The sequence below is a fragment of the Cupriavidus necator genome (genome assembly GCF_040578825.1).
Classification (GTDB): domain Bacteria; phylum Pseudomonadota; class Gammaproteobacteria; order Burkholderiales; family Burkholderiaceae; genus Cupriavidus; species Cupriavidus necator_E.
In genome coordinates, this window is sequence record NZ_JBEFLI010000096.1 from 1 (window position 1) to 21,950 (window position 21,950).

Sequence of the window (21,950 nt, forward strand, 5' to 3'; positions counted from 1 at the left end):
GTGCGCTACCAATGGAAAAAACCCTCGTCGCAGCAGCTCGCGCCCAAGCTCGGCTACGTGGTGGCGGTGCGTCGAAGGGTGCTGTGAAGGTGAGGGGGCGAATCAGCGGCGGTTTGCGGCCAGTCACCACCAACGCCTTTGCCGCGCTTGAGAGAAGCGATGCCTCCGGACTGCCGCCAGCCGGTCCCCTCTCGCTTGCGGGAGAGGGGAGCTTGCTGCTTACGTAATCGCGCGCTTGCAAGTCGGGAAGCTAGTGGCCAGTGGGGCCACACGCGCGCGTTTCGCCGACTGCTCTTTCTAAGACTCCTGCGCCGACCGCACCGCCAGCGACCTGATCGCCGCCACCAGCTCCCCCACCCGCACCGGCTTCGACAAGTGCAACTGGAACCCCGCCATCATCGCCCGCATCCGGTCCTGCGCTTCCGCATGCCCTGACAGCGCGATCGCGGTCATGCGCTGGCCCAGCGGCACCTGCATCTGTGCTTCCAGCCGACGCACGCGGCGCAGCACGGTGTAGCCATCCTCTTCTTCCAATGCCAGATCGCACAGCAGCACTTGCGGCCACTCCTCCGGTGGCGTCTTGGCCAGCAGCGCGATCACTTCATCGCCACGCTCCTGCGCGATGGCATGCGCGCCGAAGTCTTCCAGCGATGCCGTCAGCACCTCGCGCGTGGTCTCGTCGTCGTCGATCAGCAGCACACGCAAACCCTTGAGCGCCTGCGCGTCCGGCGCGTCCGGCACCTGCGCCTCGGCTTCGCCCTGCGCGGGCGCGCGGCGCGGCTCGATTTCCTGCACCGCACGCATCGGCATCAGCAACTGGTAGGCATGCGCCGCCGCATCGGCGGAAAGGCTGACGCCGTGCTCGGCCAGCCACTCCTCCAACCCCTGCACATCCTCCAGCGGCAGGTCGCCTGGAATCGACGACACGCGCAGGCCCGCCTGGCCGTCGAGCCGTTCCAGCCGCAGCTCGAGCCGCCCGCCGGGCTCGGTGGTCGCCAGCATATGCAGGCACAGCTCCCAGATCGCCTTCTGCAGCACGCCAGGGTCGCCGGTGACACGCAGCTCGGCTTCGCTCTGCACCGCGAACAGGTTGACGTCGCGCTCGGCGATGGTTTCGCGCAGGCCGTCGACCACACTGGCCACCAGCGTCTCCAGCCGCACCGGCTGCAGTGCCAGGCGCCGTTCGGCGCGTTCCAGTTCGCGTTGCTGCTGCTGCAACTGCCACATCTGCGTGTAGATGCCGCCGCGCGCCAGCAGCGTGGCGTGGTTGCCTTCCTCGACGATGCGGCCGTGCTCCATCACCAGGATCTGGTCGGCATCGACGATGGTGGAGAGCCGGTGCGCGATGATCAACGCGGTGCGCCCGCGCGCGACTTCGGACAATTCCTGCTGGATCGCGCGCTCCGAACGCGTGTCGAGCGCCGAGGTGGCTTCGTCGAACACCACGATCGGCGGGCGCTTGAGCATCGCGCGCGCGATGGCCACGCGTTGCCGTTCGCCGCCGGACAGTCGCACGCCGCGTTCGCCCACCTGGGTTTCGTAGCCATCGGGCAGCCGGTCGATAAAGCCCGCCAGCTGCGCCGCGCGCGCCGCGGCGACGATATCGGCGCGCGTCGCGCCTTCGCGGCCGTAGCCGATGTTGTAGCCGATGGTGTCGTTGAACAGGATGGTGTCCTGCGGCACGATGCCGATCACCTCGCGCAGGCTGCGCTGCGTGACCAGCCGCAGGTCCTGGCCGTCGATGCTGATGCTGCCGCTGTCGGGCTGGTAGAGCCGGAACAGGAGCCGCGCCAGCGTCGACTTGCCCGAGCCGCTGCCGCCCACCACCGCCACGGTCTGCCCCGCCTGCGCACGGAAGCTGACGTCCCACAGCGTCTGGTGGCTGGGGTCGTAGCTGAAGTTGACGCGGTCGAACACGATCTCACCCCTGGTCACGCGCAGCGGCCGCGCCGCTGGCGCGTCGTCGTCCTCGCCGGGCTTGCCGCGCGCGTCGAGCAGCGCGAACAGGCGCTCGACGTTGGTCATGGCATCGTTCGACTCGCGGAAGATAAAGCCAAGCGTATTGAGCGGCAGCACCACCTGGATGATGTAGGCGTTGATCAGCACCAGGTCGCCCACCGACAACGAACCCTGGATCACGCGCTGCGTGGCCAGCAGCATCACCGCGGCGACGCCCACGGCAATGCACAGGCTCTGGCCGATATGCAGCGTCGACAGCGCGTACTGGTTCTCCACGCTGATGCCGACCCAGCGCTGCAGCATGCCGGCCAGGCGCCGGGTTTCGAACGGCTCGCGCGCGAAGAACTTGACCGTGTCGTAGTTGAGCAGGCTGTCCACCACCTTGCTGTTGGTGGTGGCTTCCACCGCGTTGACCTTGCGCTGCACGCGCATGCGCCGCTGCGTGAAGACATAGGTGAAGCCCGCGTACAGCACGAACACGCCGAGGATGATCGCGGCGAAGGTTGCACCGTAGGCGCCGCTCATGATCACCAGCACCGAGACGATTTCCATCAGCGTCGGCACGATGGTGAAGACCGCCACGCCCAGCAGGAAGCCGATCGCCGCGGTGCCCTTCTCCAGGTCGCGGATCACGCTGCCGGTGGCGCGCCGCGCGTGAAAGCGCGCGCCCAGCGCATGCAGGTGCGCGAAGGTGCGCTCCATGAAGCCCGCCACGGTGCTCTGCGTGACGTAGGCGAACACCACGTCGCGCAGCTCGCTGAAGGCATTGCCGAGCAGCCGCAGGATGGCATAGGCCAGCACCAGGAACACCGGCATCGCCACCAGCCCGAGCCGCACGGCATCTGTGCCGGCGGCGGCCGGCGTGACTTCATCGACCACCAGCTTCAGCATCAGCGGCACCGCGACTGCACAGGCCTTGGCCAGCAGCAGCAGCGAGACCGCCACCACCACGCGCGCGCGGAAGCGCCAGATGGCGCGGAACAGCTCCCTGGCGATGCGGCGGCGGGAAGGCGGGCGGATGGTCTGATGGGGCATGCGCTTGCGCTCGTGCTCGGTTCGGGGCTCGGTGCGGTGCTCGTTGCGTTCGTGCTGATCCTGCTATCAGGCCAGCATAGGACGCATCCGGCGAAGTCGCTGCCGCGCGGTGCGGCCTGTGCAGCAAGCGATGCAACGGCGGCGATGCGCACTGTTGGCGCGAGGCAAGTTTTGTACCGGTGTCATGCCGTCATGCGTCGCCCGCCATGGCGCGGAACCTGCTGCGCACACGTTGCAGCCAGTGCGGATTGCATCCATATCGCCTCACCGCCATGCCCGAACGCAAGACCCCTCCCGTCACCCGGGATGAACTGAACGAATGCCGGCGTTGCCCGCTATGGCGCAATGCCACCCAGGGCGTGCCCGGCGAAGGCGCCGCGCATGCGCGCATCATGCTGGTGGGCGAGCAGCCGGGTTCGCAGGAAGACCTGCAGGGCTCGCCCTTCGTCGGACCCGCCGGCCACCTGCTGGACGAGGCGCTGGGCAAGGCGGGGCTGGATCGCGACAAGCTCTTCATGACCAATGCGGTCAAGCATTTCAAGTTCGAATTGCGCGGCAAGCGGCGGCTGCACAAGTCGCCGGCGCAGCAGGAGATCGAGGCCTGCAACCTGTGGCTGGAGCGCGAGCTGGAAAAGGTCGGCCCGAAGGTGGTAGTGGCGCTGGGTGCGACCGCGGCGCGCGCGGTGCTGGGCCGCAAGAGCGTGACGCTGGCGGGGATGATGGATGAGCCGGTCGAGCACGAGGGGCGATTGGTGATCGCCACCTATCACCCGTCGTTCGTGCTGCGCCAGCGCACGGACGAGGCGCGCGCGGCGGCGTTCGACCGCATCGTGCGCAGCCTGCGCGTCGCCGCGCGGCTGGCGCGCGGCGTGAGCTGAACGAACGCTCAGGAGCGGTTCACGGTCGGCGGCGCGTCGGGATCGCGGCTGCCTGGATCGTGCAGGTTGCGCTTGCCGACGCCGGGCGGGAACTCGCCCTTGCCAGCGCCCTTGCCAGCATCCTTATCGATCGTGCCCGTCTTGTCAGGCTTCGGCTCATCCTTGCGATGCGACGCGGCGCGCTCCCATTCCGCGGCGGCGCGTTCGCGGGAGCGCTGGTTCTCGGCCGCGTTTTCCTTCAGTTCGCGGTCGTCCAGGCCCTGGCGCTTGTCGAGCGACGGGTTGCCCGACGTATCGTGCTTGCTGTGTTTCATGGCACCTCCGATGGCATGGGCCGGAATTGCCGGCCACCGTCTCCAAGGCGCGCAACTTCCGTTCCACCGTGGCCGGCCGGCAATGCGCCCGCTGGTGGCGGCGGCGAGACATCGCGCTTGTAATAACGACCCTGGCTTGTAGAAAGTGCGTCCGGACGGGGTTGGGTGCATGCGCCGCGCGGTCGGCACGGACCCAAGGCACGGGTGGCCCGGCAAATGCTTTTCGGTGACGTGGGCCCCTCGGGCCCTTGATCAGGAGACAGGCATGCGAACCACCCTGCAGTCGATTTCATGCGCAGCGGCCGCGGTACTGCTGTCAGTACTGGCAGGCGGTGCGCAGGCCCAGTCGGGCGATACCAGCGTGCGCACCGACAAGGGACCCAAGGGCAGCCAGACCATCCCGCCGCCGGGCGCCAGCGTATCGCCGGCCAGCACGCCGGGCGCCACGCCGACCAATCCGGGCGGCCTCGCGAGAGAGTTCGGCGACGTGCCAAAGGAGCCGCACACCGCGGGCGGCCTGCCGGGCAAAGACAAGGCCAAGCCAGCCTCCGAGAGCGCTGGCAAGGCTGACCGCGACGGCCTGCACGGCAAGCCGCGCAAGGGCACCGGCGGCGCCTCGATCGACCAGACGCGCGTGCCCGATGCCAAGGGGCGATGATCGCCTCGCTGGCCGCGCAAGCACACATAACCAGCCGCAAAACAAAAAGGGCCTTGCGGCCCTTTTTGCTGTGACGGTGATCCGGGGATCAGCCAGCGAAATTCTTGCCGGCGAAGTCCCAGTTCACAACGTTCCAGAATGCCTCGACATACTTCGGGCGGGCATTGCGGTAGTCGATGTAGTAGGCGTGTTCCCACACGTCGCAGGTCAGCAGCGCCTTGGCGTCGGTGGTCAGCGGCGTGGCGGCGTTGGAGGTGGACACCAGGTCCAGCGAGCCGTCGGCCTTCTTGACCAGCCAGGCCCAGCCCGAACCGAAGGTGCCGACGGCAACCTTGGTGAACTCTTCCTTGAACTTGTCGAACGAGCCCCACTTGGCGTTGATGGCATCGGCCAGGGCACCGGTGGGCTGGCCACCGCCGTTAGGGGTTAGCGAATCCCAGTAGAAAGTGTGGTTCCACACCTGGGCAGCGTTGTTGAAGATGCCGCCCGACGACTTCTTGACGATCTCTTCCAGGGTCGCGTTCTCGAACTCCGTGCCCTTGATGAGGTTGTTCAGGTTGGTGACGTAGGTCTGGTGGTGCTTGTCATGATGGAACTCCAGCGTCTCCTTGGAGATGTGCGGAGCCAGGGCATCATACGCGTACGGAAGCGGGGGGAGCTTGTGTTCCATTGTTCTGTCTCTGTGGGTTGGGTTGTGGGTCCGGAACTGACGATTGTAGGGGACTTGCCATACCCGCGCAAACCGCGAGGCAATGCCCCCTGCTCCGATGTTAGTTTGTCCTGGAGCGGGTTTCAGGGGATTCAAAACTCCCCAAGCTTGGCCTGCACGGCAGCGATGGCTAAATCCGCCACCCCTTCGGCCAGATGCGCTTCCACCACGCTGCCGGGACGGATTTCCGTGGGCGATCGCAGCGCGCGGCCGCGCTGGTCGAGCAGTACCGCGTAGCCGCGTTCCAGCGTGCGCTGCGGCGCCAGCAGTTCGAGCGCGCCGGCGGCGCGCGCCAGGCGCTGGCCGGCGCGTTCCTGCTGGCGCGCGGCGGCGTTTTGCAGGCGCTGCCACAGCCTTGCCACATGGGCGTGTTCGGCGGCGGTGTCGGGGCGGCATGCGCGCCAGCGCATCGCCAGCAATTGCTGGCGATGACGCCGCGACACCACGGTGTCGCGCAGCGCCGATCGCAAGTGTCGGGCCAGATTGTCGACGCGCGCGCGGCGCTCCTGCAGCTGCGCCTGCGGGCTGCGCACCCGGCGCGCGAGCCAGTCCAGGTGCTGGGCGCGCAGGTCCAGCCCGCGCCGCATGCATTGCGCCAGCGCATCGCGGGCGCGGTTGGCCTGCGCCAGCAGGTGGGCGCGGTCGGGGCTGACCAGTTCGGCCGCGCCGGTCGGCGTGGGCGCACGCACGTCGGCGACGAAGTCGGCGATGGTGAAGTCGGTTTCGTGGCCGACGCCGGAAATCACGGGCAGCGCGCAGCGCGCGATCGCGTGCGCCACCACTTCCTCGTTGAACGACCACAGGTCTTCGATGCTGCCCCCGCCGCGGCACAGGATCAGCACGTCGCACTCGCGGCGCGCGTCGGCCAGGTCAAGCATGTCGGCGATCCGCTGCGCCGCGCCGGCGCCCTGCACCGGTACCGGGTAGACCACCACCGGCACATGCGGCGCGCGCCGGCGCAGCGTGGTCAGCACGTCGCGCAGCGCCGCGGCCTGCAGCGACGTGACCACGCCGATGGTGCGCGGATGCGACGGCACCGGGCGCTTGCGCTCCGGCGCGAACAGCCCGGCCTGCGCCAGCTTTTCCTTGAGCCGCAGGAACGCCTCGTACAGATTGCCGAGCCCGGCACGCCGCATTGCCTCCACGCCGAGCTGCAGCTCGCCGCGCGCCTCGTACATGGTGACCACGGCGCGCACCTCCACCGCCTCGCCCTCGCGCGGCTGGAAGTCGACATGCTGGTTGCGGCCGCGGAACATCACGCAGCGGATCTGCGCCCGCGCATCCTTCAGCGAGAAATACCAGTGGCCGCTCGCGGCGCGCGTGAAGTTGGAAATCTCGCCGCGCACCCATGCCAGCGGGAAGCTGCGCTCGAGCACCCTGGCGATTGCGTGGTTCAGCTCACCGACAGGAATGACATCCCGGCTGCCGCGCACCGCGGTGGAGGATGAATCACGCGAAAAATTCGACAGGTCAGGCATGGGATGGCGGCGGGAAGCGGCCGGGGATGGGACATGTCCACAGCATAACTGGTCTGTCAAGGGGGTAGCGATGATGCGTGCGCCCTGCCCCGGAAGCCGCATGGATTCGTGCAACTCTTTGATTCTTATAACGATTCTGAACGCAACAAAAATTAGGCAATATAACTAAATCTCTTATGCATCAACCACTTATCAGGCGCAGGATGCGCTTGTTCACAAAGTTATCCACAGGATGTCTGGATAAAAAGGCTCGTATACCTCACTTTTGCGTCGAAAAAGGCGCCGTGGATCCCTTGCATCACGCGAAAAGCGGCGTCGGCTGCGCGCAGCTGGCATACATTTCCCGGCTCCGAGCGCACCAGCGGTCGCTTCCCCGCATTGCGTAATTTGTAAGCAAGGCGGCATCGCTCCATAGGAATCAATAACTTGGCGGGCTTCTCCCGGCTTTATCCACAGGCCATCCACAACACTTTCCCTGTGGATTGTGGAAAAACCCGGGTTTACCCAAGCACACCCTCGCGCCATACCTCAACCCGCCCGCCAGTCCCGTTTGCCTGTTTTTTTAGCAGCCCCATGTCATACGTTTGAAATCAATGACTTAGTCGCTTTCTCAGACGACTGTCCACAAGCGCTCCACAAGACTGTCCCGCTACTGTGTGGAAACCCGCCGCGCCACGTGCGCCACCGCACCGACCGACACTCCACGGATGTGGAAATCGCAAATTGCAGGAGTGCGCGATGCGCCGCCACCGTTGCGGCGCGCCTTTGCCCAAATTTTAAGCAGGCCTTACATTGCCCTTTCCGATCAACGGCTTAGCAAGCTTGTCAGGCAGCTTTCCACAATCGATCCACAACACTGTCCCGCTGCGCTGTGGAAAGACGGTGCCGCTGGCGTCGCCGGCGATGCGCGCCCGACACAGCGGCGCGTGCCGTCGCTTGCCGCGCGGCAGGGCGCAGGTTAGAGTGGCGCCTGATTTTTCAGAGCAATGCCGGAGCGTGCGCCGCGCACCTGTGCCAGCGCAGCCGTGCCATCACGTCTCAAGGCATGCCGACCAGGTGGTTGGGGTTCTGTTATTGGCTTGTCGATCCCGGGGGTCCAATTGTTTTCCATCATTCAAGCGGCCGGCTGGCCGATCTGGCCGCTGTTGCTCGCCTCGGTCATCGCGCTGGCGCTGGTCGTCGAACGTTTCCTTACCCTGAAGCGCAGCAAGGTGTTTCCGGCCCGGCTCTATGAAGAAGCGCTGGCCGCCGCGCAGCAGCGCCGCGCCACGCCGGAAGTGGTCAACACGCTGGAGCAGAACTCGCCGCTGGGCCGCGTGCTGGCCGCCGGGCTGCGCCACGTGGTGCTGCAGCCGCATACCTCGCGCGACGCCGCCAAGGACGTGGTCGAGGAAGCCGGCCGCGCGGTCGCGCATGACCTGGAGCGCTACCTGAACGCACTCGGCACCATCGCCTCGGTGGCGCCGCTGATGGGGCTGCTGGGCACGGTGATCGGCATGATCGAGATCTTCGGCAGCCAGGGCGGCACCGGCGCCAACCCCGAGCAGCTTGCGCACGGCATTTCGGTGGCGCTGTACAACACCGCCTTCGGCCTGATCGTGGCGATCCCGGCGCTGATCTTCTGGCGCTACTTCCGCCGCCGCGTGGACGACTACGTCGCCGAGCTGGAGTCGCGCGCCGCGTCGTTCCTGGACGCGATCCTGCCGCAACGCCGCGCCTGAGCGCAGAACGGAACCCCCACGCCATGCATTTCCGTTCCCGCCAGCGGCGCGAAGAGCCGGAGATCAACCTGATCCCGCTGATCGACGTGCTGCTCGTGATCCTGATCTTCCTGATGATCACGACCACGTACTCGCGCTACACCGAGCTGCAGATCCAGCTACCCACCGCCGACGCCGAGCGCGCCCAGCAGCGCCCGCAGGAGATCGTGGTGTCGGTGTCGGCGCGCGGCGTGTACTCGGTCAACAAGCAGGTGCTGGAGCAGAAGGACGTCACCAGCCTGGCCGACCAGCTCCGTGCCGCGTCCGGTCCGGCCGGCAGCGGCCAGCCGCCGGTGGTGATCGTCAACGCCGATGCGCAGGCCTCGCACCAGGCCGTGGTCAACGTGATGGAGGCCGCGCGGCTGGCCGGGCTGTCGCGGCTGACCTTCTCGACCCAGAGCGCGCAGCCGCGCTGAGCGGCGCCTGAAAATACCGTCGTCCCCGCGAACCGGGGATCCAGCGGTTTTTTGGCCGCACAAAGACACTGGTCCCCGGCCTTCGCGGGGCGACGGCGATGTTGAGGCTTGCCGCATGCGATGGGCGATGCCCATAATGGTCAGGCTCCTCACCATGGTGCGAGATCCCGAGCGCACTACAATCCCATCCTTACCACGACTCCAACGCCCGCCGCGTCCATGCCCGTTCCCCGCCATGCCTTTGCCGACTTTGTGACCGCCCAGTGGCAGCGCCGCGGATGGTTCTCGTGGGTGATGCTGCCGTTCTCGCTGCTGTTCGGGCTGGTGGCGCGGGTGCGCCGGCATGGCTACCAGCAGGGCTGGTTCCAGTCCACGCGGCTGCCGATGCCGGTGGTGGTGGTGGGCAACGTGACCGTGGGCGGCACCGGCAAGACTCCGGCGGTAATCGCGCTGGCGCAGGCGCTGACCGAGGCCGGGCTGCGCCCCGGCGTGGTCTCGCGCGGCTACGGCGTGCAGCTGAAGCATCCGCGCCGGGTCAAGCCGACCTCGCAGGCCAGCGACGTCGGCGACGAGCCGCTGCTGATCGCGCGCGCCACCGACGTGCCGGTATGGGTCTTCCCCGACCGCGCGCTGTGCGCGCAGACCATGCTGGTGTCGCACCCGGGCGTCAACGTGCTGCTGCTCGACGACGGCCTGCAGCACTACAAATTGCAGCGCGACTTCGAGATCGTGATGTTCGATTCGCGCATGGGCGGCAACGGCCTGATGCTGCCGGCCGGCCCGCTGCGCGAGCCGCTGACGCGCCCGCGCGATGCCACGCTGATCAACGATCCGAATTTCCGCGCCACGCCGGACCGCCCCGGCGTGTACGGCATGCGGCTGGAACTGGACGATGCCTGGCAACTGGTCGATCCCACCATGGCGCGGCCGGTCACGGCTTTTGCCGGGCGGCGCGTGCTGGCCGCGGCCGGCATCGGCAACCCGGAACGCTTCTTCGCCAGCCTGCGCGGGGCGGGGCTGACACCGAAGACACTGCCGCTGCCCGACCACTATGACTTTGTCGCCGACCCGTTCGCCGACAACCCCGACGCGCTCGATGCCGACGTGATCCTGATCACCGAGAAGGATGCCGTAAAATGCGAGCGCTTCGACGACCCGCGCATCTGGGTCGTACCCACCAGGCCCGTGATCGACGCGGGCCTGATCGACAAGATCCGCAGCGCCGTGCTGGCGCAGATCAAACCCACGCCGACCGCCCCGGCCACGCCGGGCGCCGCGACCGACATGCCCGGCGCCGCCGGGCGCAACGAGGAACACCGAGATGGACAACCGGCTGCTTGAAATCCTGGTCTGCCCGCTGTGCAAGGGCAAGCTGGAATACGACCGCGCCGCGCAGGAACTGATCTGCCACGCCGACAAGCTGGCATACCCGATCCGCGACGGCATTCCCGTGATGCTGGCCGACGAGGCGCGCCAGTCGGTCCCGGGCCGCGTGGTCACGTCGGACGACACGGACGCTCCCGCCGCCGGCAACTGAGGGCGCACGATGACTGTCCCGGCATTTACCGTCGTCATTCCCGCGCGCCTCGCTTCGACCCGCCTGCCTGACAAGCCGCTGGCCGATATCGGCGGGCGCCCGATGATCGTGCGCGTGGCCGAGCGCGCCCATGCGTCGTCGGCGCATCGCACCGTGGTCGCCACCGATGCGCCCGCGGTGGCGCAGGCCTGCGCCGACCATGGCGTGGAAGCCGTGCTGACCCGCGCCGACCACCCCTCCGGCACCGACCGCCTCGCTGAAGTGGCCGCCCAGCTCGGCCTTGCCGACGATGCCATCGTCGTCAATGTGCAGGGCGACGAGCCGCTGATCGAGCCGGCGCTGATCGACGAGGTGGCCCTGCACCTGGCGCACCACGCCGACTGTGCCATCGCCACCGCGGCGCATCCGCTGCACGAGATCGCCGAGGTCTTCAATCCCAACGTGGTCAAGGTGGTCTGCGACGCCGCCGGCCGCGCGCTGTATTTCTCGCGCGCGCCGATCCCGTGGGCGCGCGATGCCTGGTCCGGCGTGCCGGCCGTGCCGGCCGCGATGGCGCAGGTGCCGCTGCCGGCCATGCCGGTGCTGCGCCATATCGGGCTGTATGCCTACCGCGCCGGCTTCCTGCGCCGCTTCCCGGCGCTGGCGGCGGCGCCGCTGGAGCAGGTGGAGGCGCTGGAGCAGCTGCGCGCCATGTGGCATGGCGAGCGCATCGCGGTGCTGCAAACCAGCGCCGCGCCGGCGCCCGGGGTTGACACCCCGGCCGACCTGGAGCGCGTGCGCGCGCTGTGGGCGCAATCGATGGCGCAGGACGGGCCCTGACCGCCGCGCTGAAGGCGCCGGCAAAACCGACCTGCAAAATACGCCTGCCCGCTCAGGTTCATACTGCTGCAACCTGAACAGGGGGGCGGATTTCGGGCCGTTTTGGCACCGCCTCATGGCATAATGCTTGCCGATACAGAGCCGCCCCGCCGGCGCGAAGCCACGCGCCGCCGGCCAAGGCTCGGTGGGGAGATAAAGATAGAGCCCGTCCGGTGCGCCGCGCCGCCATCCACCTGGCAGCCGCCGCCGGCCGTATGCGCCAGGCTTGCGTGAGCAATGCCGGCGCTGAACGCCCTCGGAACGCACCAGGACCGTCGTAAGTCCTGCGTCAAGTTCCGGCGTTACCCTCCTTCTGGATCTCCCGCCACACAGATTAAAAACTCTGAGGACCGTAAATGCGTTTGATCCTGTTGGGCGCGCCTGGCGCCGGCAAAGGCACGCAAGCCAAGTTCATCTGCGAGAAGTTCGGCATTCCGCAAATCTCCACCGGCGACATGCTGCGCGCCGCGGTGAAGGCTGGCACCCCGCTGGGCGTGGAAGCCAAGAAGGTCATGGACGCGGGCGGACTGGTGTCGGATGACATCATTATCGGCCTGGTGAAGGACCGGCTTAAGCAGGACGACTGCAAGAACGGCTACCTGTTCGACGGTTTCCCGCGCACCATTCCGCAGGCCGAGGCGATGAAGGAAGCCGGCGTGGCGATCGACTACGTGCTGGAGATCGACGTGCCGTTCGACGCCATCATCGAGCGCATGAGCGGGCGCCGCGTCCATGTGGCGTCGGGCCGCACCTACCACGTCAAGTACAACCCGCCCAAGGCGGAAGGCCTGGACGACGAGACCGGCGAGCCGCTGATCCAGCGCGACGACGACAAGGAAGAGACGGTCAAGAAGCGCCTGGACGTCTATTCGCAGCAAACCCGGCCGCTGGTGGATTACTACTCGGACTGGGCCGCCAAGGGCGATCCCGCGGCCAAGGTGTCGCCGCCGAAGTATCGGAAGATCTCGGGGCTGGGCAATGTCGATGACATTACGACGCGGGTGTTCGAGGCGCTGAAGTAATCGTTGTTGCCTACGCACTGACAGAAAAGCGGCCTTCGGGCCGCTTTTTGTTTTGGGCGCATTTGCCCCTTCTCTTGCCCCTCCCCCTTGCGCATCGGCTACCACTCCGTAAAATACGGCGATCGAATTGACGTTTACGTAAACGGCAACAAAAGAATCCAACTTGAGCGAGGAGACAGCAATGCAGATCCAGGGCAACGTATTCATCGTCACCGGCGGCGCGTCGGGGCTTGGCGCGGGCACCGCGCGCATGCTGGCCGAAGCCGGCGCGAAGGTCGTGATCGCCGACCTGAACGAGTCTACCGGCCAGGCGCTGGCGGCGGAGCTGGGCGGACAGTTCGTGCGCTGCGATGTCACCGCCGAGGCCGATGGCCAGGCCGTGGTGGCCGCCGCGCAGGCGCTGGGCCGGCTGTCCGGCATCGTCAACTGCGCCGGCATCGCCACGGCCAACAAGACCGTCGGCAAGAACGGTCCGCATCCGCTCGATGCCTTCGACAAGACCATCCGCATCAACCTGATCGGCACCTTCAACATGATCCGGCTGGCTGCCGCGGCGATGGTGCAGAACACGCCGGACAGCGAGGGCGAGCGCGGCGTGATCATCAATACCGCGTCGGTGGCGGCCTTCGACGGCCAGATCGGCCAGGCCGCCTATGCCGCTTCCAAGGGCGGCGTGGTGGCGATGACGCTGGCGATCGCGCGCGACCTGTCGCGCGACGGCGTGCGCTGCATGACCATCGCTCCGGGCCTCTTCGAGACGCCGATGCTGCTGGGCATGCCGCAGGAAGTGCAGGACGCACTCGGCAAGATGGTGCCGTTCCCGCCGCGGCTGGGCCGCCCCGCCGAGTATGCCAAGCTGGCTCGCGCGATCATCGAAAACACCATGCTCAACGGCGAGGTGATCCGCCTGGACGGCGCCATCCGGATGCAGCCGAAGTAAGCGGCTCAGGCCGCCGCATCCACCGCTGGCGCCTCGGCCCGGATGGTCAGGCGCCGCACCAGTTCCCACACCGCCGCCGCGGCCGGCGACAGCGAACGGTCCTCGCGCCTGACCATGACGATGCTGCGCTCCTCGCGCGGCACCAGCGGGCGCCACACCAGCGGCGACGCCGCCGGCAGCGGCAGCGAGAACGACGGCAGCACCGAGGCCCCGATGCCGGCCTCGACCATGCCGAACACGCTGGCCGAGTGGCCCAGCTCCTGCACCACCTGCGGCACCACGCCATGCCGGCCGAACACCCGGTCGATCAGCGGCCGGCTGCCGGAAGCAAAATCCAGCAGCACCAGCCGCATGCCGTGCAGCGCCGACCACGGCACCGTGGCCGACTCCGCCAGCGGATGGTCGCGGCGGCAGACAAAGCAGAACGGGTCGGTCGCGACCGGTTCGACCACCAGCCCGTCGCGCACCAGCGGATCGATCACCACGCCGAAATCCACCGCGCCCGCGCGCACCTGCTCGAGACCGTCGGCCTGCACGTTGTCGCGGACTGTCAGACGGATTTCCGGGTATTGCGCGGCGCAGGCAGCGACGTACATCGGCATCAGCCGCGCCGAGATCGTCGGCGCGCCGGCAATCACCACGCGGCCGCGATAGCGCTCGCCGAGCTGCCGGGTTTCTTCCAGCGTGTCATCGAGCTGCCCCAGCAAGCGTTCCAGCGCGGGGGCGAGGGCATGGCCAGCCTCGGTCAGTACCACCTCGCGCGTGGTGCGGTCCAGCAGGCGCACGCCAAGCGCCTCTTCCAGCTCAGCCACGCCCCGGCTGACCGCGGGTTGCGTCAGCCCGACTGCATCGGCCGCCCGGCTGAAACCGCCCGTGTTGGCCACCGCCAGAAAGACGCGAAGCTGGCGTAGTGTGTAATTCATGCAACGAAAGGATAAATAGATTCTATAAATGAATTTGCATTCTAGACCTGGCTGGCGTCCAATACTAGGCAAAACCCTAATCACGCACCATCCACCGCAGTCATGTCTCGCCTTTTTGCCAAGCTAAAGAAACTTTATGACCTGATCGACGGCTTTGTCCTCGTCATGCTGACCGCCATCGCCATCGCGCTGGCGGCTCCCGAGCTGGGCACCGGACACGGGCCGCTGCGTCTGGGGGTGATTACCAGCGTAGGCGTGGCCCTGGTCTTCTTCCTGCACGGCGCGGCGCTGTCGCGCGACAAGCTGGTGGCGGGCGCCAAGCACTGGCGCCTGCATGTTTTCGTGCAGACCTTCACCTACGTGGTGTTCCCGATTGTTGGCGCGCTGCTGATGCTGGCGCTGCGCAACCAGTTGCCCGCTGACCTGTTGCTGGGGGTGTTCTTCCTGTGCGCGCTGCCGTCGACAGTGTCGTCGTCGGTGGCGATGACCTCGATGGCGCGTGGCAATGTGCCGGGCGCGATCTTCAATGCCACCATCTCGGGCCTGATCGGCATGCTGGTCACGCCGCTGCTGATGGGGCTGGTGATCAGCGCCAGCGGCGCGTCGATGCCGCTGGGCAAGGCGCTTACCGGCGTGGCGCTGCAACTGCTGCTTCCGTTCGCGCTGGGCCAGCTGCTGCGCCCGCTGATCGGCAGCTGGCTGGCGAAGAAGAAGCACATCACCAACAAGATTGACCGCGGCGTGATCGTGCTGATCGTCTATTCGTCGTTCTGCGACGCCACCGCCGAAGGCCTGTGGCACCACTACCAGTGGCAGACCATCGGCGCGGTGATGCTGATCGCCGCGATCCTGCTGTTCGTGGTGCTGGGCATCACCACCTTTACCGCGCGCCGGCTGGGCTTCGCGGTCGAGGACGAGATTACCGCGGTGTTCTGCGGCTCAAAGAAGAGCCTGGCCAACGGCATCCCGATGGCCAAGATCCTGTTTGCCGGGCATCCGGCGCTGGGGCTGCTGGTGCTGCCGCTGATGGTGTATCACCAGCTGCAGCTGATCGTGTGTTCGGTGCTGGCGTCGCGGTATGCGAATCGGGATGCGTTGCTGGAGGATCGGGCGCCGGCGCGAGCGTGAGGAAGGAAGCGGCAGAGGGAATAAAAAAACCGGGGCATGCCCCGGTTTTTTCACGCCCGCCGAAACCTCAAACCGACGGATTCTTCGACAACGGCGGATTCCGCGCAAAGTACGCCCGGATCCCTTTCAAGATCGCGTTGGCCAGTTGCTCCTGGTGCGCGTTGTCGTTGAGCTTGCGCTCTTCTTCCGGATTGCTGATGAAGGCGGTCTCGATCAGGATCGACGGGATGTCCGGTGCCTTCAGCACGGCAAACCCCGCCTGCTCGACATGGGCCTTGTGCAGCTTGTTGATGCCGCCGATCTCGCCCAGCACCGCCTTGCCGACCTGCAGGCTGTCGTTGATCTGCGCGGTGGTGGACAGGTCCAGCAGTACGCGCGCAACCTGCGCATCCTTGTTGCCCATATTGGCGCCGCCGATCAGGTCGGCTGCGTTTTCCTTGTTGGCCAGCCAGCGCGCCGCGGTACTCGAGGCGCCGCGCTCGGACAGCGCGAAGACCGACGCGCCCCGCGCCTCCGGCGACAGGAAGGCATCGGCGTGGATCGACACGAACAGGTCGGCCTGCACCCGGCGCGCCTTCTGCACGCGCACGTTCAGCGGCACAAAGAAATCGGCGTCGCGGGTCATCATCGCGCGCATATTGGGCTGGGCGTCGATCTTGGCGCGCAGACGGTGCGCGATCTGCAGCACCACGTCCTTCTCGCGCGAGCCCGCCGCGCCGATCGCGCCGGGATCTTCGCCGCCGTGGCCGGGATCGATCGCCACGGTCAGCAGGCGGCGCATCTTGAAGGGGCGCTCGGGGGCGGTGTTGTCGCGCGCCACCGGCGGCACCGCGGGCGCGCTGGGGGTCGGCACCGGCGGTGCGGACGGCCGGGGGCGGGAAGCGACCGCCGGCGGCAGCGGTGCGGTGGTGGGCGGCACCTCGCCCTTCTCGTCGAACTTGCGCACCAGCGCGCCGATCGCGTCTTCCTCGGCGCCGGCCGGCGCACCTGCCACGCCTTCGGCACCCGGGGCGGGATCGCTGGTGGCGAAGCGGCGCTGCTTTTCCTCGGTGTCCCGCACCAGCTTCCACAGCGGATCGGGCGGGTTGACCGGGTACAGGTCGAACACCAGCCGGTTGCGGTAGCTGCCGATCGGCGCCAGCGTGAATACCTGCGGCGCCACGTTTTCCTTCAGGTCGAACACCATGCGGACCACGCGCGGGCGGTTCTGGCCCACGCGCACAGTCTGGATATACGGGTCGTTCGGGGTGATCTTGGCCACCAGTTCGCGCAGCGTGGGCGACAGGTCGAGGCCGTCGATATCCACCACCAGCCGGTCGGGGTCGCGGATCATCTGGTGCACCGCGGCCAGCGGCGCATCGGACTCGATAGTGACGCGGGTGTAGTCCTCTGCCGGCCACACACGCACGGCGACGATGCCGGCGCCGAACACGATCTGCGGGCCGGCCAGCGTCAATACCGCCGTGCCGGCGCCGAGCTTCAGGGCCTGCGCCATCCATTTGCGGCGCGCCTGCAGCACTCCGTCGGGTCCATCGGGGCGGTCGGTGGCAAGTCGCTTGATCAGCATGCGTTCAGCAGGGTAAGTCCAATGGGAGTATAGGCGCGCATCGTGGCGATCCGCGGCTCGCCGGTCTCGCTTCCGACGTCAGCCGGCATGGCCATGTCGGATTGGAGCAACACATGCAGGTCCGGTTCCCCGAGCAGCCGGCCGGCCTTCTCCGGCCATTCGACCAGGTTGAAGGCCGGTTCGGCGAAGCAGTCGCGAAACCCCGCGTCGATCCATTCCTCTGGGTCGGCAAAGCGGTACAGGTCGAAGTGGTAGACCGTCAGCGGCGAGCCGTCGGCGCGTGCGACCTCGTAGGGCTCGCACAGCGTATAGGTGGGGCTGCGGACCTTGCCCGCATGGCCGAGCGCGCGCAGGATGGCGCGCGACAGCGTGGTCTTGCCGGCGCCCAGGTCGCCGGAGAGCTGCAGATGCACCGTGCGCGGCGGCATGGCCTGCACGGTGGCGGCCAGCGCGGCGCCCAGGCGCGCGGTGGCGGCTTCGTCGGGCAGCGTCAGGGAGCGTTCTTCGAGCAGGGGCATTGCGTACAATTCAGGGATGATCGACCCAGCAGCCAAGGCGCCGGCCAGTGCGCCAGGCGCGCCAGGCTCATTGGCCGGCACGCCTGAATCCACCTCCGCCCCCACCCCCAGCCATGCCGGCCGGCCGTGCGCCGGTCCGCAGACGCTTGCGGCGCTGGCGGAGTCTGTCCGCGCGTGGGGGGCCGAGCTGGGTTTTGCGTCGGTGCGCATTGCCGATGTCGATCTGAGCCATGCCGAGCCGGGGCTGATGGCCTGGCTTGAGCAGGGTTATCACGGCGACATGGATTATATGGCCAACCACGGTCCGCGGCGCGCCCGTCCGGCCGAACTGGTGCCCGGCACCGTGCGCGCCATCGTGGCTCGCATGCCGTACATTCCGGCCGCCAGCGCTGCCGCCGATGCCGGCAACTGGCGCCGCCACGAACTGGCGCGGCTGGACGATCCGGCCACCGCGGTGGTGTCGCTGTACGCGCGCGGCCGCGACTATCACAAAGTGCTGCGCAGCCGCCTGCAGCAACTGGCCAGCCGGATCGAGACCGAGATCGGGAAATTCGGCTATCGTGTCTTTACCGATTCGGCGCCGGTGATGGAAGTGGCGCTGGCGAGCCAGGGCGGCCTCGGCTGGCGCGGCAAGCATACGCTGCTGCTCGACCGCGACGGCGGCTCGATGTTCTTCCTGGGCGAGATCCTGGTCGATATCCCGCTGCCGGCCGACCCGCCCGAATCCAACCATTGCGGCAACTGTCACCGCTGCATCGATATCTGCCCCACGCGCGCCATCGTTGCCCCCTACCGGCTGGATGCGCGCCGCTGCATTTCCTACCTGACCATCGAGCACAAGGGTGCGATCCCGGTCGAGTTCCGCGCGCCGATGGGCAACCGCGTCTATGGCTGCGACGACTGCCAGCTCGCCTGCCCGTGGAACAAGTTCGCGCACGTGGCCACGGTGCCGGACTTCGACGTGCGCAACGGGCTGGATGCGCCCGACATGGTGGCGCTGTTCGAGTGGACCGAGCAGGAGTTCAGCCAGCGGCTCGAGGGCAGCCCGATCCGGCGCATCGGCCATGAGCGCTGGCTGCGCAACCTCGCGGTGGGGCTGGGCAACAGCCTGCGCGCGGCGGTGTCGGGCACGCGCGAGCAAGATGCCGCACTGGCCGCGCGCATCCGCGCGGCGCTGCTGGCGCGGCGCGAAGACGCGACGCCGCTGGTGCGCGAGCATATCGACTGGGCGCTGGCACAGGGCGAGCCCCCGCCGTCATCCAGCGTCAGCTGACCAGCGCCAGCCACAGCGGCGTGGTCACGATCGCCGCCACCGTCATCACCGAGATCGTCGCCGCCACCATCGGCCCGTTGCCCCCCATGCGCACCGCCAGGATATAGGCGCTCGACGCCGTGGGCAGCGAGGCGTACAGCACCACGATCTGGTACTGCAGCGCGGTCAGCGGCAGGTGCCGTCCCACCAGCCACGCCACGCATGGCATCGCCAGCAGCTTGACCCCGGTCCACCACGCCACCGGCCCGGCCGTGCCCGTTGCGCCGCTCATCTGCAGCCCCGCCCCCACCGTCATCAGCCCGAGCGCCGTGGAGGCCGACCCCAGCCGGTTCAGCGTCATCGCCACCACCTCGGGCGCATGCAGCCCCATCAGGTTGGTCAGCAGCCCGCCGGCGGTAGCCAGGATCAGCGGGTTGCGCGCCAGTTCCTTCCACAGCGCGGTCTCGCCGTGGCGCGCCAGCGCCCAGACCGCGGCCACGTTGCACAACGGCACGGTGCAGCCGACGATCACCGCCATCATGGCCAGCCCCTCGGTGCCGCCCAGGCGCGAGGCCAGCGCCAGCCCGATATAGGAGTTGAAGCGGAACGCGGTCTGCACGCCGGAGGCGAAGCTGATCGCATCGGGCCGCAAGACCCATTTGACGGCGTAGCCGCCGGCCATGCCGCAGGCCAGGACCAGCAGCGCCAGGCCCAGCATGGCCGAGGTCGACGAAAAATCGAATACCGCGCTGTTGGTCGACTGCAGCAGCAGCGCCGGGAACAGCACGAAGTACACCAGCCGTTCCACGCCGGACCAGAACGCGCGATCGAAGGGGGTATAGCGCACCAGCAGCCAGCCGATCAGGATCAGGCTGAAGTCAGGCACCAGCAGCAAGGCAGAAGACATTGTCGTTGTTGTTGTGAGGGGGCATGGCGCGGCATCTGCCCGGCCATACCCTCGTGCCCGCACGCCGCCATGCTGTCGCGAAAGCAAGGCTGGGGGAAGATAACGGCCGGTAAACGGGAATGTGCAGACTAGGGCAGATACGGATAGGTATTTTTCCAGATTTGCGCCAGCATGGCATGCCAAGTTGTACGTCCGCAGCCATGTTGTCCCGCATCCGCTCCGCGCCGCCGTGCCCGGACCCCCTCCTCCGCTCCCAACCCGGTACTCGCCACTCCGGCCTGCGCCTGCGCATGGCCGCGCTGCTGGTCGCGCTGTGCGCCACCACCGCGGCGGGCGCCGTGCCGTCGCCGCCGCGCGCGGTGGAGGTCGAGGGCATGCGCTTTGACGACGCCGCGCGCGTGGGCGGCAAGGAGCTGCAGCTCAACGGCACCGCGCTGCGGGCGGGGTTCCTCGCGAAAGGCTACGTGGCCGCGCTGTACCTGCAGGAGCGGGCCCGCAATGCGACCGTGGTGCTGGGCACGCCGGGGGCCAAGCGGCTACAGTTGCGCATACTGCGCGAGACCGAACCGCCGGCGATCATGCGTTCGCTGCGCCAGGGTATCCGCGACAACCACAGCGAAACGCAGGTGCAGGGGCTGGCCACGCGGCTGGTACAGTTCGAGCGCACGCTGGCAGAACTCGGCACCGCGCACAAGGGCGACGTGATCAACCTCGATTTTTCGCCGCAGACGGGTACCGTGATCGCCATCAACGGCACGCCGCGCGGCCGTCCGATCCCGGGCGAAGATTTCTACCAGGCCGTGCTGCGGGTCTTCCTGGGGCAGCGCCCGGTGGACCCGGACGTCAAGCGCGGACTGCTGGGCGGCTGACCGGCGCGGACGATCGGGGCCATCCTTTACACTGCCGGCGCACTGCCCCACCTGCGGCACTGCGACGGTTTTTTTGCTTCCGGGCGGCACCCTGCCCGGATTTCCTGACGGAGACATGATCTCATGCACGCTGGCAAACTCGCACTGACCCTGGCCCTGGCCGCCGCCGCCACCGCGGCGCACGCGCAGAGCTACCCCACCAAGCCGATCCGACTGATCATTCCGTTCGCACCGGGCGGCACCACCGATATCGTCGGCCGCGGCGCCGCTGACCAGATGAGCCGCATCCTGGGCCAGCCCGTGGTAGTGGAAAACCGCGCGGGCGGAGGTGGCTCGATCGGTGCCGACGCCATCGCCAAGGCGGCGCCGGACGGCTACACCATTGGCATCTCGACGGTGTCGACCATGGCCGTGAACCCGGCCTGCAACCCCAAGCTGTCGTACGACCCGATCAAGGACTTCAAGCCCATCACCAACCTGGCCAACGTCGCCAACGTGATCGCGGTGAACCCCAACTTCCCGGCCAAGGACTACAAGGAGTTCCTGGCGGTGCTGAAGGCCAACCCGGGCAAGTACTCGTACGCGTCGTCGGGCACCTGCGGCTTCGGCCATATGCTGGGCGAGCAGTTCAAGGTCTCGACCAAGACCTTCATGGTCCACATCCCCTACCGCGGCGCGGGCCCGGCGCTGAACGACGTGCTCGCCGGGCAGGTGCCGATCATGGTCGACAACCTGCCGTCGTCGATGCCCTACATCAAGGCCGGCAAGCTGCGCCCGCTGGTGGTGGCCTGGAACAAGCGCATCGACGCGCTGCCCAACGTGCCCACCTTTGGCGAGATGGGCCTGAAGGAGCCGAACGACCCGGCCTGGTACGGCCTGGTGGCGCCGGCCGGCACGCCTGACGACGTCATCAAGAAGCTCAACGAGGCTGCCGTCAAGGCGCTGCAGGACAAGGGCTTCCAGGAACGCCTGCGCACCGCCGGCGCCGAGCCGTCGGGCAACACGCCGGCGCAGCACGCGGCGGAGATCAAGAAGGAGTTCGACAAGATGAAGAATCTTGTGAAGGTGCAGAACATCAAGCTCGAGCAGTAAAAAAACAAAAAGAGGAGAGCGGTTTTGGGTGCGCCAAAGCCGCACGAACTAGCCTAAGCAAGGTGTTCTCCCTCTCCCGCGCGCGGGAGAGGGGAGCCTGATCCGGGCGGCGTTGGCTTCGGCCGTCGCC

Annotated in this window: 21 protein-coding genes; 13 read left to right on the forward strand and 8 right to left on the reverse strand. The window is 67.7% G+C overall.

Features of this window, described 5'->3' with window-relative positions:
• Positions 1–297: 297 nt before the first annotated feature.
• The gene (locus AB1I47_RS30340) at positions 298–2,994 is read right to left on the reverse strand and encodes an ABC transporter transmembrane domain-containing protein (protein WP_354687372.1); all 2,697 of its coding nucleotides are present in this window, start codon (positions 2,992–2,994) and stop codon (positions 298–300) included.
• A gap of 272 nt (positions 2,995–3,266) precedes the next feature.
• Here AB1I47_RS30340 and AB1I47_RS30345 point away from each other — a divergent pair, with 272 nt between their 5' ends.
• Positions 3,267–3,872, forward strand: a complete 606-nt coding sequence (locus AB1I47_RS30345) for a UdgX family uracil-DNA binding protein (protein WP_354687373.1) — start codon at positions 3,267–3,269, stop codon at positions 3,870–3,872.
• An 8-nt stretch (positions 3,873–3,880) separates the two neighbouring features.
• Here the strand turns inward: AB1I47_RS30345 and AB1I47_RS30350 are convergent, their stop codons facing one another.
• Complete coding sequence (locus AB1I47_RS30350) at positions 3,881–4,186, reverse strand: hypothetical protein (protein ID WP_354687374.1); 306 nt, start codon at positions 4,184–4,186, stop codon at positions 3,881–3,883.
• A 265-nt stretch (positions 4,187–4,451) separates the two neighbouring features.
• Here AB1I47_RS30350 and AB1I47_RS30355 point away from each other — a divergent pair, with 265 nt between their 5' ends.
• Positions 4,452–4,844 carry a hypothetical protein gene (locus tag AB1I47_RS30355; protein ID WP_354687375.1) on the forward strand — a complete coding sequence of 131 codons (393 nt, stop codon included), beginning with the start codon at positions 4,452–4,454 and terminating at the stop codon, positions 4,842–4,844.
• An 88-nt stretch (positions 4,845–4,932) separates the two neighbouring features.
• Here AB1I47_RS30355 and sodB read toward each other — a convergent pair whose 3' ends face one another.
• On the reverse strand, positions 4,933–5,514 hold the full coding sequence (gene sodB, locus AB1I47_RS30360; RefSeq protein WP_354687376.1) for a superoxide dismutase [Fe]: 582 nt from the start codon (positions 5,512–5,514) through the stop codon (positions 4,933–4,935).
• A 131-nt stretch (positions 5,515–5,645) separates the two neighbouring features.
• Positions 5,646–7,031 (reverse strand): exodeoxyribonuclease VII large subunit, encoded by a 1,386-nt coding sequence (gene xseA, locus AB1I47_RS30365; RefSeq protein ID WP_354687377.1) that lies wholly within the window; start codon positions 7,029–7,031, stop codon positions 5,646–5,648.
• 1,100 nt (positions 7,032–8,131) lie between these two features.
• Here xseA and AB1I47_RS30370 point away from each other — a divergent pair.
• The 7 genes from AB1I47_RS30370 to AB1I47_RS30400 all read left to right on the forward strand — a co-directional run bounded on the left by AB1I47_RS30370 (position 8,132) and on the right by AB1I47_RS30400 (position 13,564).
• Positions 8,132–8,752 (forward strand): MotA/TolQ/ExbB proton channel family protein, encoded by a 621-nt coding sequence (locus tag AB1I47_RS30370; protein WP_354687378.1) that lies wholly within the window; start codon positions 8,132–8,134, stop codon positions 8,750–8,752.
• Between the two features lie 23 nt (positions 8,753–8,775).
• Positions 8,776–9,207 (forward strand): ExbD/TolR family protein, encoded by a 432-nt coding sequence (locus tag AB1I47_RS30375; protein ID WP_354687379.1) that lies wholly within the window; start codon positions 8,776–8,778, stop codon positions 9,205–9,207.
• Positions 9,208–9,426: 219 nt separating this feature from the next.
• A complete protein-coding gene (lpxK, locus tag AB1I47_RS30380) occupies positions 9,427–10,548 on the forward strand; it encodes a tetraacyldisaccharide 4'-kinase (RefSeq protein WP_354687380.1) in 1,122 nt (373 codons plus the stop codon).
• The gene (locus tag AB1I47_RS30385) at positions 10,529–10,744 is read left to right on the forward strand and encodes a Trm112 family protein (protein ID WP_354687381.1); all 216 of its coding nucleotides are present in this window, start codon (positions 10,529–10,531) and stop codon (positions 10,742–10,744) included. Before lpxK ends, AB1I47_RS30385 begins: the two co-directional genes overlap by 20 nt.
• Before the next feature lie 9 nt (positions 10,745–10,753).
• A complete protein-coding gene (gene kdsB / locus AB1I47_RS30390; RefSeq protein WP_354687382.1) occupies positions 10,754–11,563 on the forward strand; it encodes a 3-deoxy-manno-octulosonate cytidylyltransferase in 810 nt (269 codons plus the stop codon).
• Between the two features lie 395 nt (positions 11,564–11,958).
• Complete coding sequence (gene adk / locus AB1I47_RS30395; RefSeq protein WP_354687383.1) at positions 11,959–12,624, forward strand: adenylate kinase; 666 nt, start codon at positions 11,959–11,961, stop codon at positions 12,622–12,624.
• 181 nt (positions 12,625–12,805) lie between these two features.
• Entirely contained in the window at positions 12,806–13,564 is a 759-nt protein-coding gene (locus AB1I47_RS30400) for a 3-hydroxyacyl-CoA dehydrogenase (RefSeq protein ID WP_354687384.1), read from the forward strand.
• A gap of 5 nt (positions 13,565–13,569) precedes the next feature.
• Here the strand turns inward: AB1I47_RS30400 and AB1I47_RS30405 are convergent, their stop codons facing one another.
• Positions 13,570–14,487 (reverse strand): LysR family transcriptional regulator, encoded by a 918-nt coding sequence (locus AB1I47_RS30405; protein WP_354687385.1) that lies wholly within the window; start codon positions 14,485–14,487, stop codon positions 13,570–13,572.
• A gap of 102 nt (positions 14,488–14,589) precedes the next feature.
• Between AB1I47_RS30405 and AB1I47_RS30410 the strand changes: the two genes are divergently transcribed.
• Complete coding sequence (locus AB1I47_RS30410) at positions 14,590–15,615, forward strand: bile acid:sodium symporter family protein (RefSeq protein ID WP_354687386.1); 1,026 nt, start codon at positions 14,590–14,592, stop codon at positions 15,613–15,615.
• Between the two features lie 67 nt (positions 15,616–15,682).
• On the opposite strand, the gene AB1I47_RS30415 is transcribed toward AB1I47_RS30410, so the two are convergent.
• Both AB1I47_RS30415 and tsaE read right to left on the reverse strand, forming a co-directional pair.
• Positions 15,683–17,182, reverse strand: coding sequence for an N-acetylmuramoyl-L-alanine amidase (locus tag AB1I47_RS30415; protein ID WP_354687387.1), 1,500 nt, complete (start codon positions 17,180–17,182; stop codon positions 15,683–15,685).
• Complete coding sequence (tsaE, locus tag AB1I47_RS30420; protein ID WP_354687388.1) at positions 17,176–17,700, reverse strand: tRNA (adenosine(37)-N6)-threonylcarbamoyltransferase complex ATPase subunit type 1 TsaE; 525 nt, start codon at positions 17,698–17,700, stop codon at positions 17,176–17,178. The genes AB1I47_RS30415 and tsaE overlap by 7 nt, the downstream gene beginning before the upstream one ends.
• A gap of 16 nt (positions 17,701–17,716) precedes the next feature.
• Here tsaE and queG point away from each other — a divergent pair, with 16 nt between their 5' ends.
• Positions 17,717–18,973, forward strand: coding sequence for a tRNA epoxyqueuosine(34) reductase QueG (gene queG / locus AB1I47_RS30425; RefSeq protein WP_354687389.1), 1,257 nt, complete (start codon positions 17,717–17,719; stop codon positions 18,971–18,973).
• On the opposite strand, the gene AB1I47_RS30430 is transcribed toward queG, so the two are convergent.
• Positions 18,966–19,859, reverse strand: a complete 894-nt coding sequence (locus AB1I47_RS30430; protein WP_354687390.1) for an AEC family transporter — start codon at positions 19,857–19,859, stop codon at positions 18,966–18,968. The two genes, queG and AB1I47_RS30430, sit on opposite strands and share 8 nt — an antisense overlap.
• Positions 19,860–20,149: 290 nt before the next feature.
• Here AB1I47_RS30430 and AB1I47_RS30435 point away from each other — a divergent pair, with 290 nt between their 5' ends.
• Together AB1I47_RS30435 and AB1I47_RS30440 are read left to right on the forward strand one after the other, a co-directional pair.
• On the forward strand, positions 20,150–20,728 hold the full coding sequence (locus tag AB1I47_RS30435) for a chalcone isomerase family protein (protein ID WP_354687391.1): 579 nt from the start codon (positions 20,150–20,152) through the stop codon (positions 20,726–20,728).
• A 123-nt stretch (positions 20,729–20,851) separates the two neighbouring features.
• Positions 20,852–21,820 (forward strand): tripartite tricarboxylate transporter substrate binding protein BugE, encoded by a 969-nt coding sequence (locus AB1I47_RS30440; RefSeq protein ID WP_354687392.1) that lies wholly within the window; start codon positions 20,852–20,854, stop codon positions 21,818–21,820.
• Positions 21,821–21,950: the final 130 nt, after the last annotated feature.

What these genes read in the sequence shown, in the direction of transcription:
- AB1I47_RS30400 (WP_354687384.1), top strand. Translation starts at nt 12,806, where the DNA reads ATGCAGATCCAGGGCAACGTATTCATCGTCACCGGCGGCGCGTCGGGG.
- AB1I47_RS30435 (WP_354687391.1), top strand. Translation starts at nt 20,150, where the DNA reads ATGGCCGCGCTGCTGGTCGCGCTGTGCGCCACCACCGCGGCGGGCGCC.
- AB1I47_RS30415 (WP_354687387.1), bottom strand. Translation starts at nt 17,182, where the DNA reads ATGCTGATCAAGCGACTTGCCACCGACCGCCCCGATGGACCCGACGGA.
- AB1I47_RS30340 (WP_354687372.1), bottom strand. Translation starts at nt 2,994, where the DNA reads ATGCCCCATCAGACCATCCGCCCGCCTTCCCGCCGCCGCATCGCCAGG.
- AB1I47_RS30410 (WP_354687386.1), top strand. Translation starts at nt 14,590, where the DNA reads ATGTCTCGCCTTTTTGCCAAGCTAAAGAAACTTTATGACCTGATCGAC.
- AB1I47_RS30405 (WP_354687385.1), bottom strand. Translation starts at nt 14,487, where the DNA reads ATGAATTACACACTACGCCAGCTTCGCGTCTTTCTGGCGGTGGCCAAC.
- kdsB (WP_354687382.1), top strand. Translation starts at nt 10,754, where the DNA reads ATGACTGTCCCGGCATTTACCGTCGTCATTCCCGCGCGCCTCGCTTCG.
- sodB (WP_354687376.1), bottom strand. Translation starts at nt 5,514, where the DNA reads ATGGAACACAAGCTCCCCCCGCTTCCGTACGCGTATGATGCCCTGGCT.
- AB1I47_RS30375 (WP_354687379.1), top strand. Translation starts at nt 8,776, where the DNA reads ATGCATTTCCGTTCCCGCCAGCGGCGCGAAGAGCCGGAGATCAACCTG.
- AB1I47_RS30350 (WP_354687374.1), bottom strand. Translation starts at nt 4,186, where the DNA reads ATGAAACACAGCAAGCACGATACGTCGGGCAACCCGTCGCTCGACAAG.
- AB1I47_RS30385 (WP_354687381.1), top strand. Translation starts at nt 10,529, where the DNA reads ATGGACAACCGGCTGCTTGAAATCCTGGTCTGCCCGCTGTGCAAGGGC.
- tsaE (WP_354687388.1), bottom strand. Translation starts at nt 17,700, where the DNA reads ATGCCCCTGCTCGAAGAACGCTCCCTGACGCTGCCCGACGAAGCCGCC.
- adk (WP_354687383.1), top strand. Translation starts at nt 11,959, where the DNA reads ATGCGTTTGATCCTGTTGGGCGCGCCTGGCGCCGGCAAAGGCACGCAA.
- lpxK (WP_354687380.1), top strand. Translation starts at nt 9,427, where the DNA reads ATGCCCGTTCCCCGCCATGCCTTTGCCGACTTTGTGACCGCCCAGTGG.
- AB1I47_RS30430 (WP_354687390.1), bottom strand. Translation starts at nt 19,859, where the DNA reads ATGTCTTCTGCCTTGCTGCTGGTGCCTGACTTCAGCCTGATCCTGATC.
- queG (WP_354687389.1), top strand. Translation starts at nt 17,717, where the DNA reads ATGATCGACCCAGCAGCCAAGGCGCCGGCCAGTGCGCCAGGCGCGCCA.
- AB1I47_RS30355 (WP_354687375.1), top strand. Translation starts at nt 4,452, where the DNA reads ATGCGAACCACCCTGCAGTCGATTTCATGCGCAGCGGCCGCGGTACTG.
- AB1I47_RS30345 (WP_354687373.1), top strand. Translation starts at nt 3,267, where the DNA reads ATGCCCGAACGCAAGACCCCTCCCGTCACCCGGGATGAACTGAACGAA.
- xseA (WP_354687377.1), bottom strand. Translation starts at nt 7,031, where the DNA reads ATGCCTGACCTGTCGAATTTTTCGCGTGATTCATCCTCCACCGCGGTG.
- AB1I47_RS30440 (WP_354687392.1), top strand. Translation starts at nt 20,852, where the DNA reads ATGCACGCTGGCAAACTCGCACTGACCCTGGCCCTGGCCGCCGCCGCC.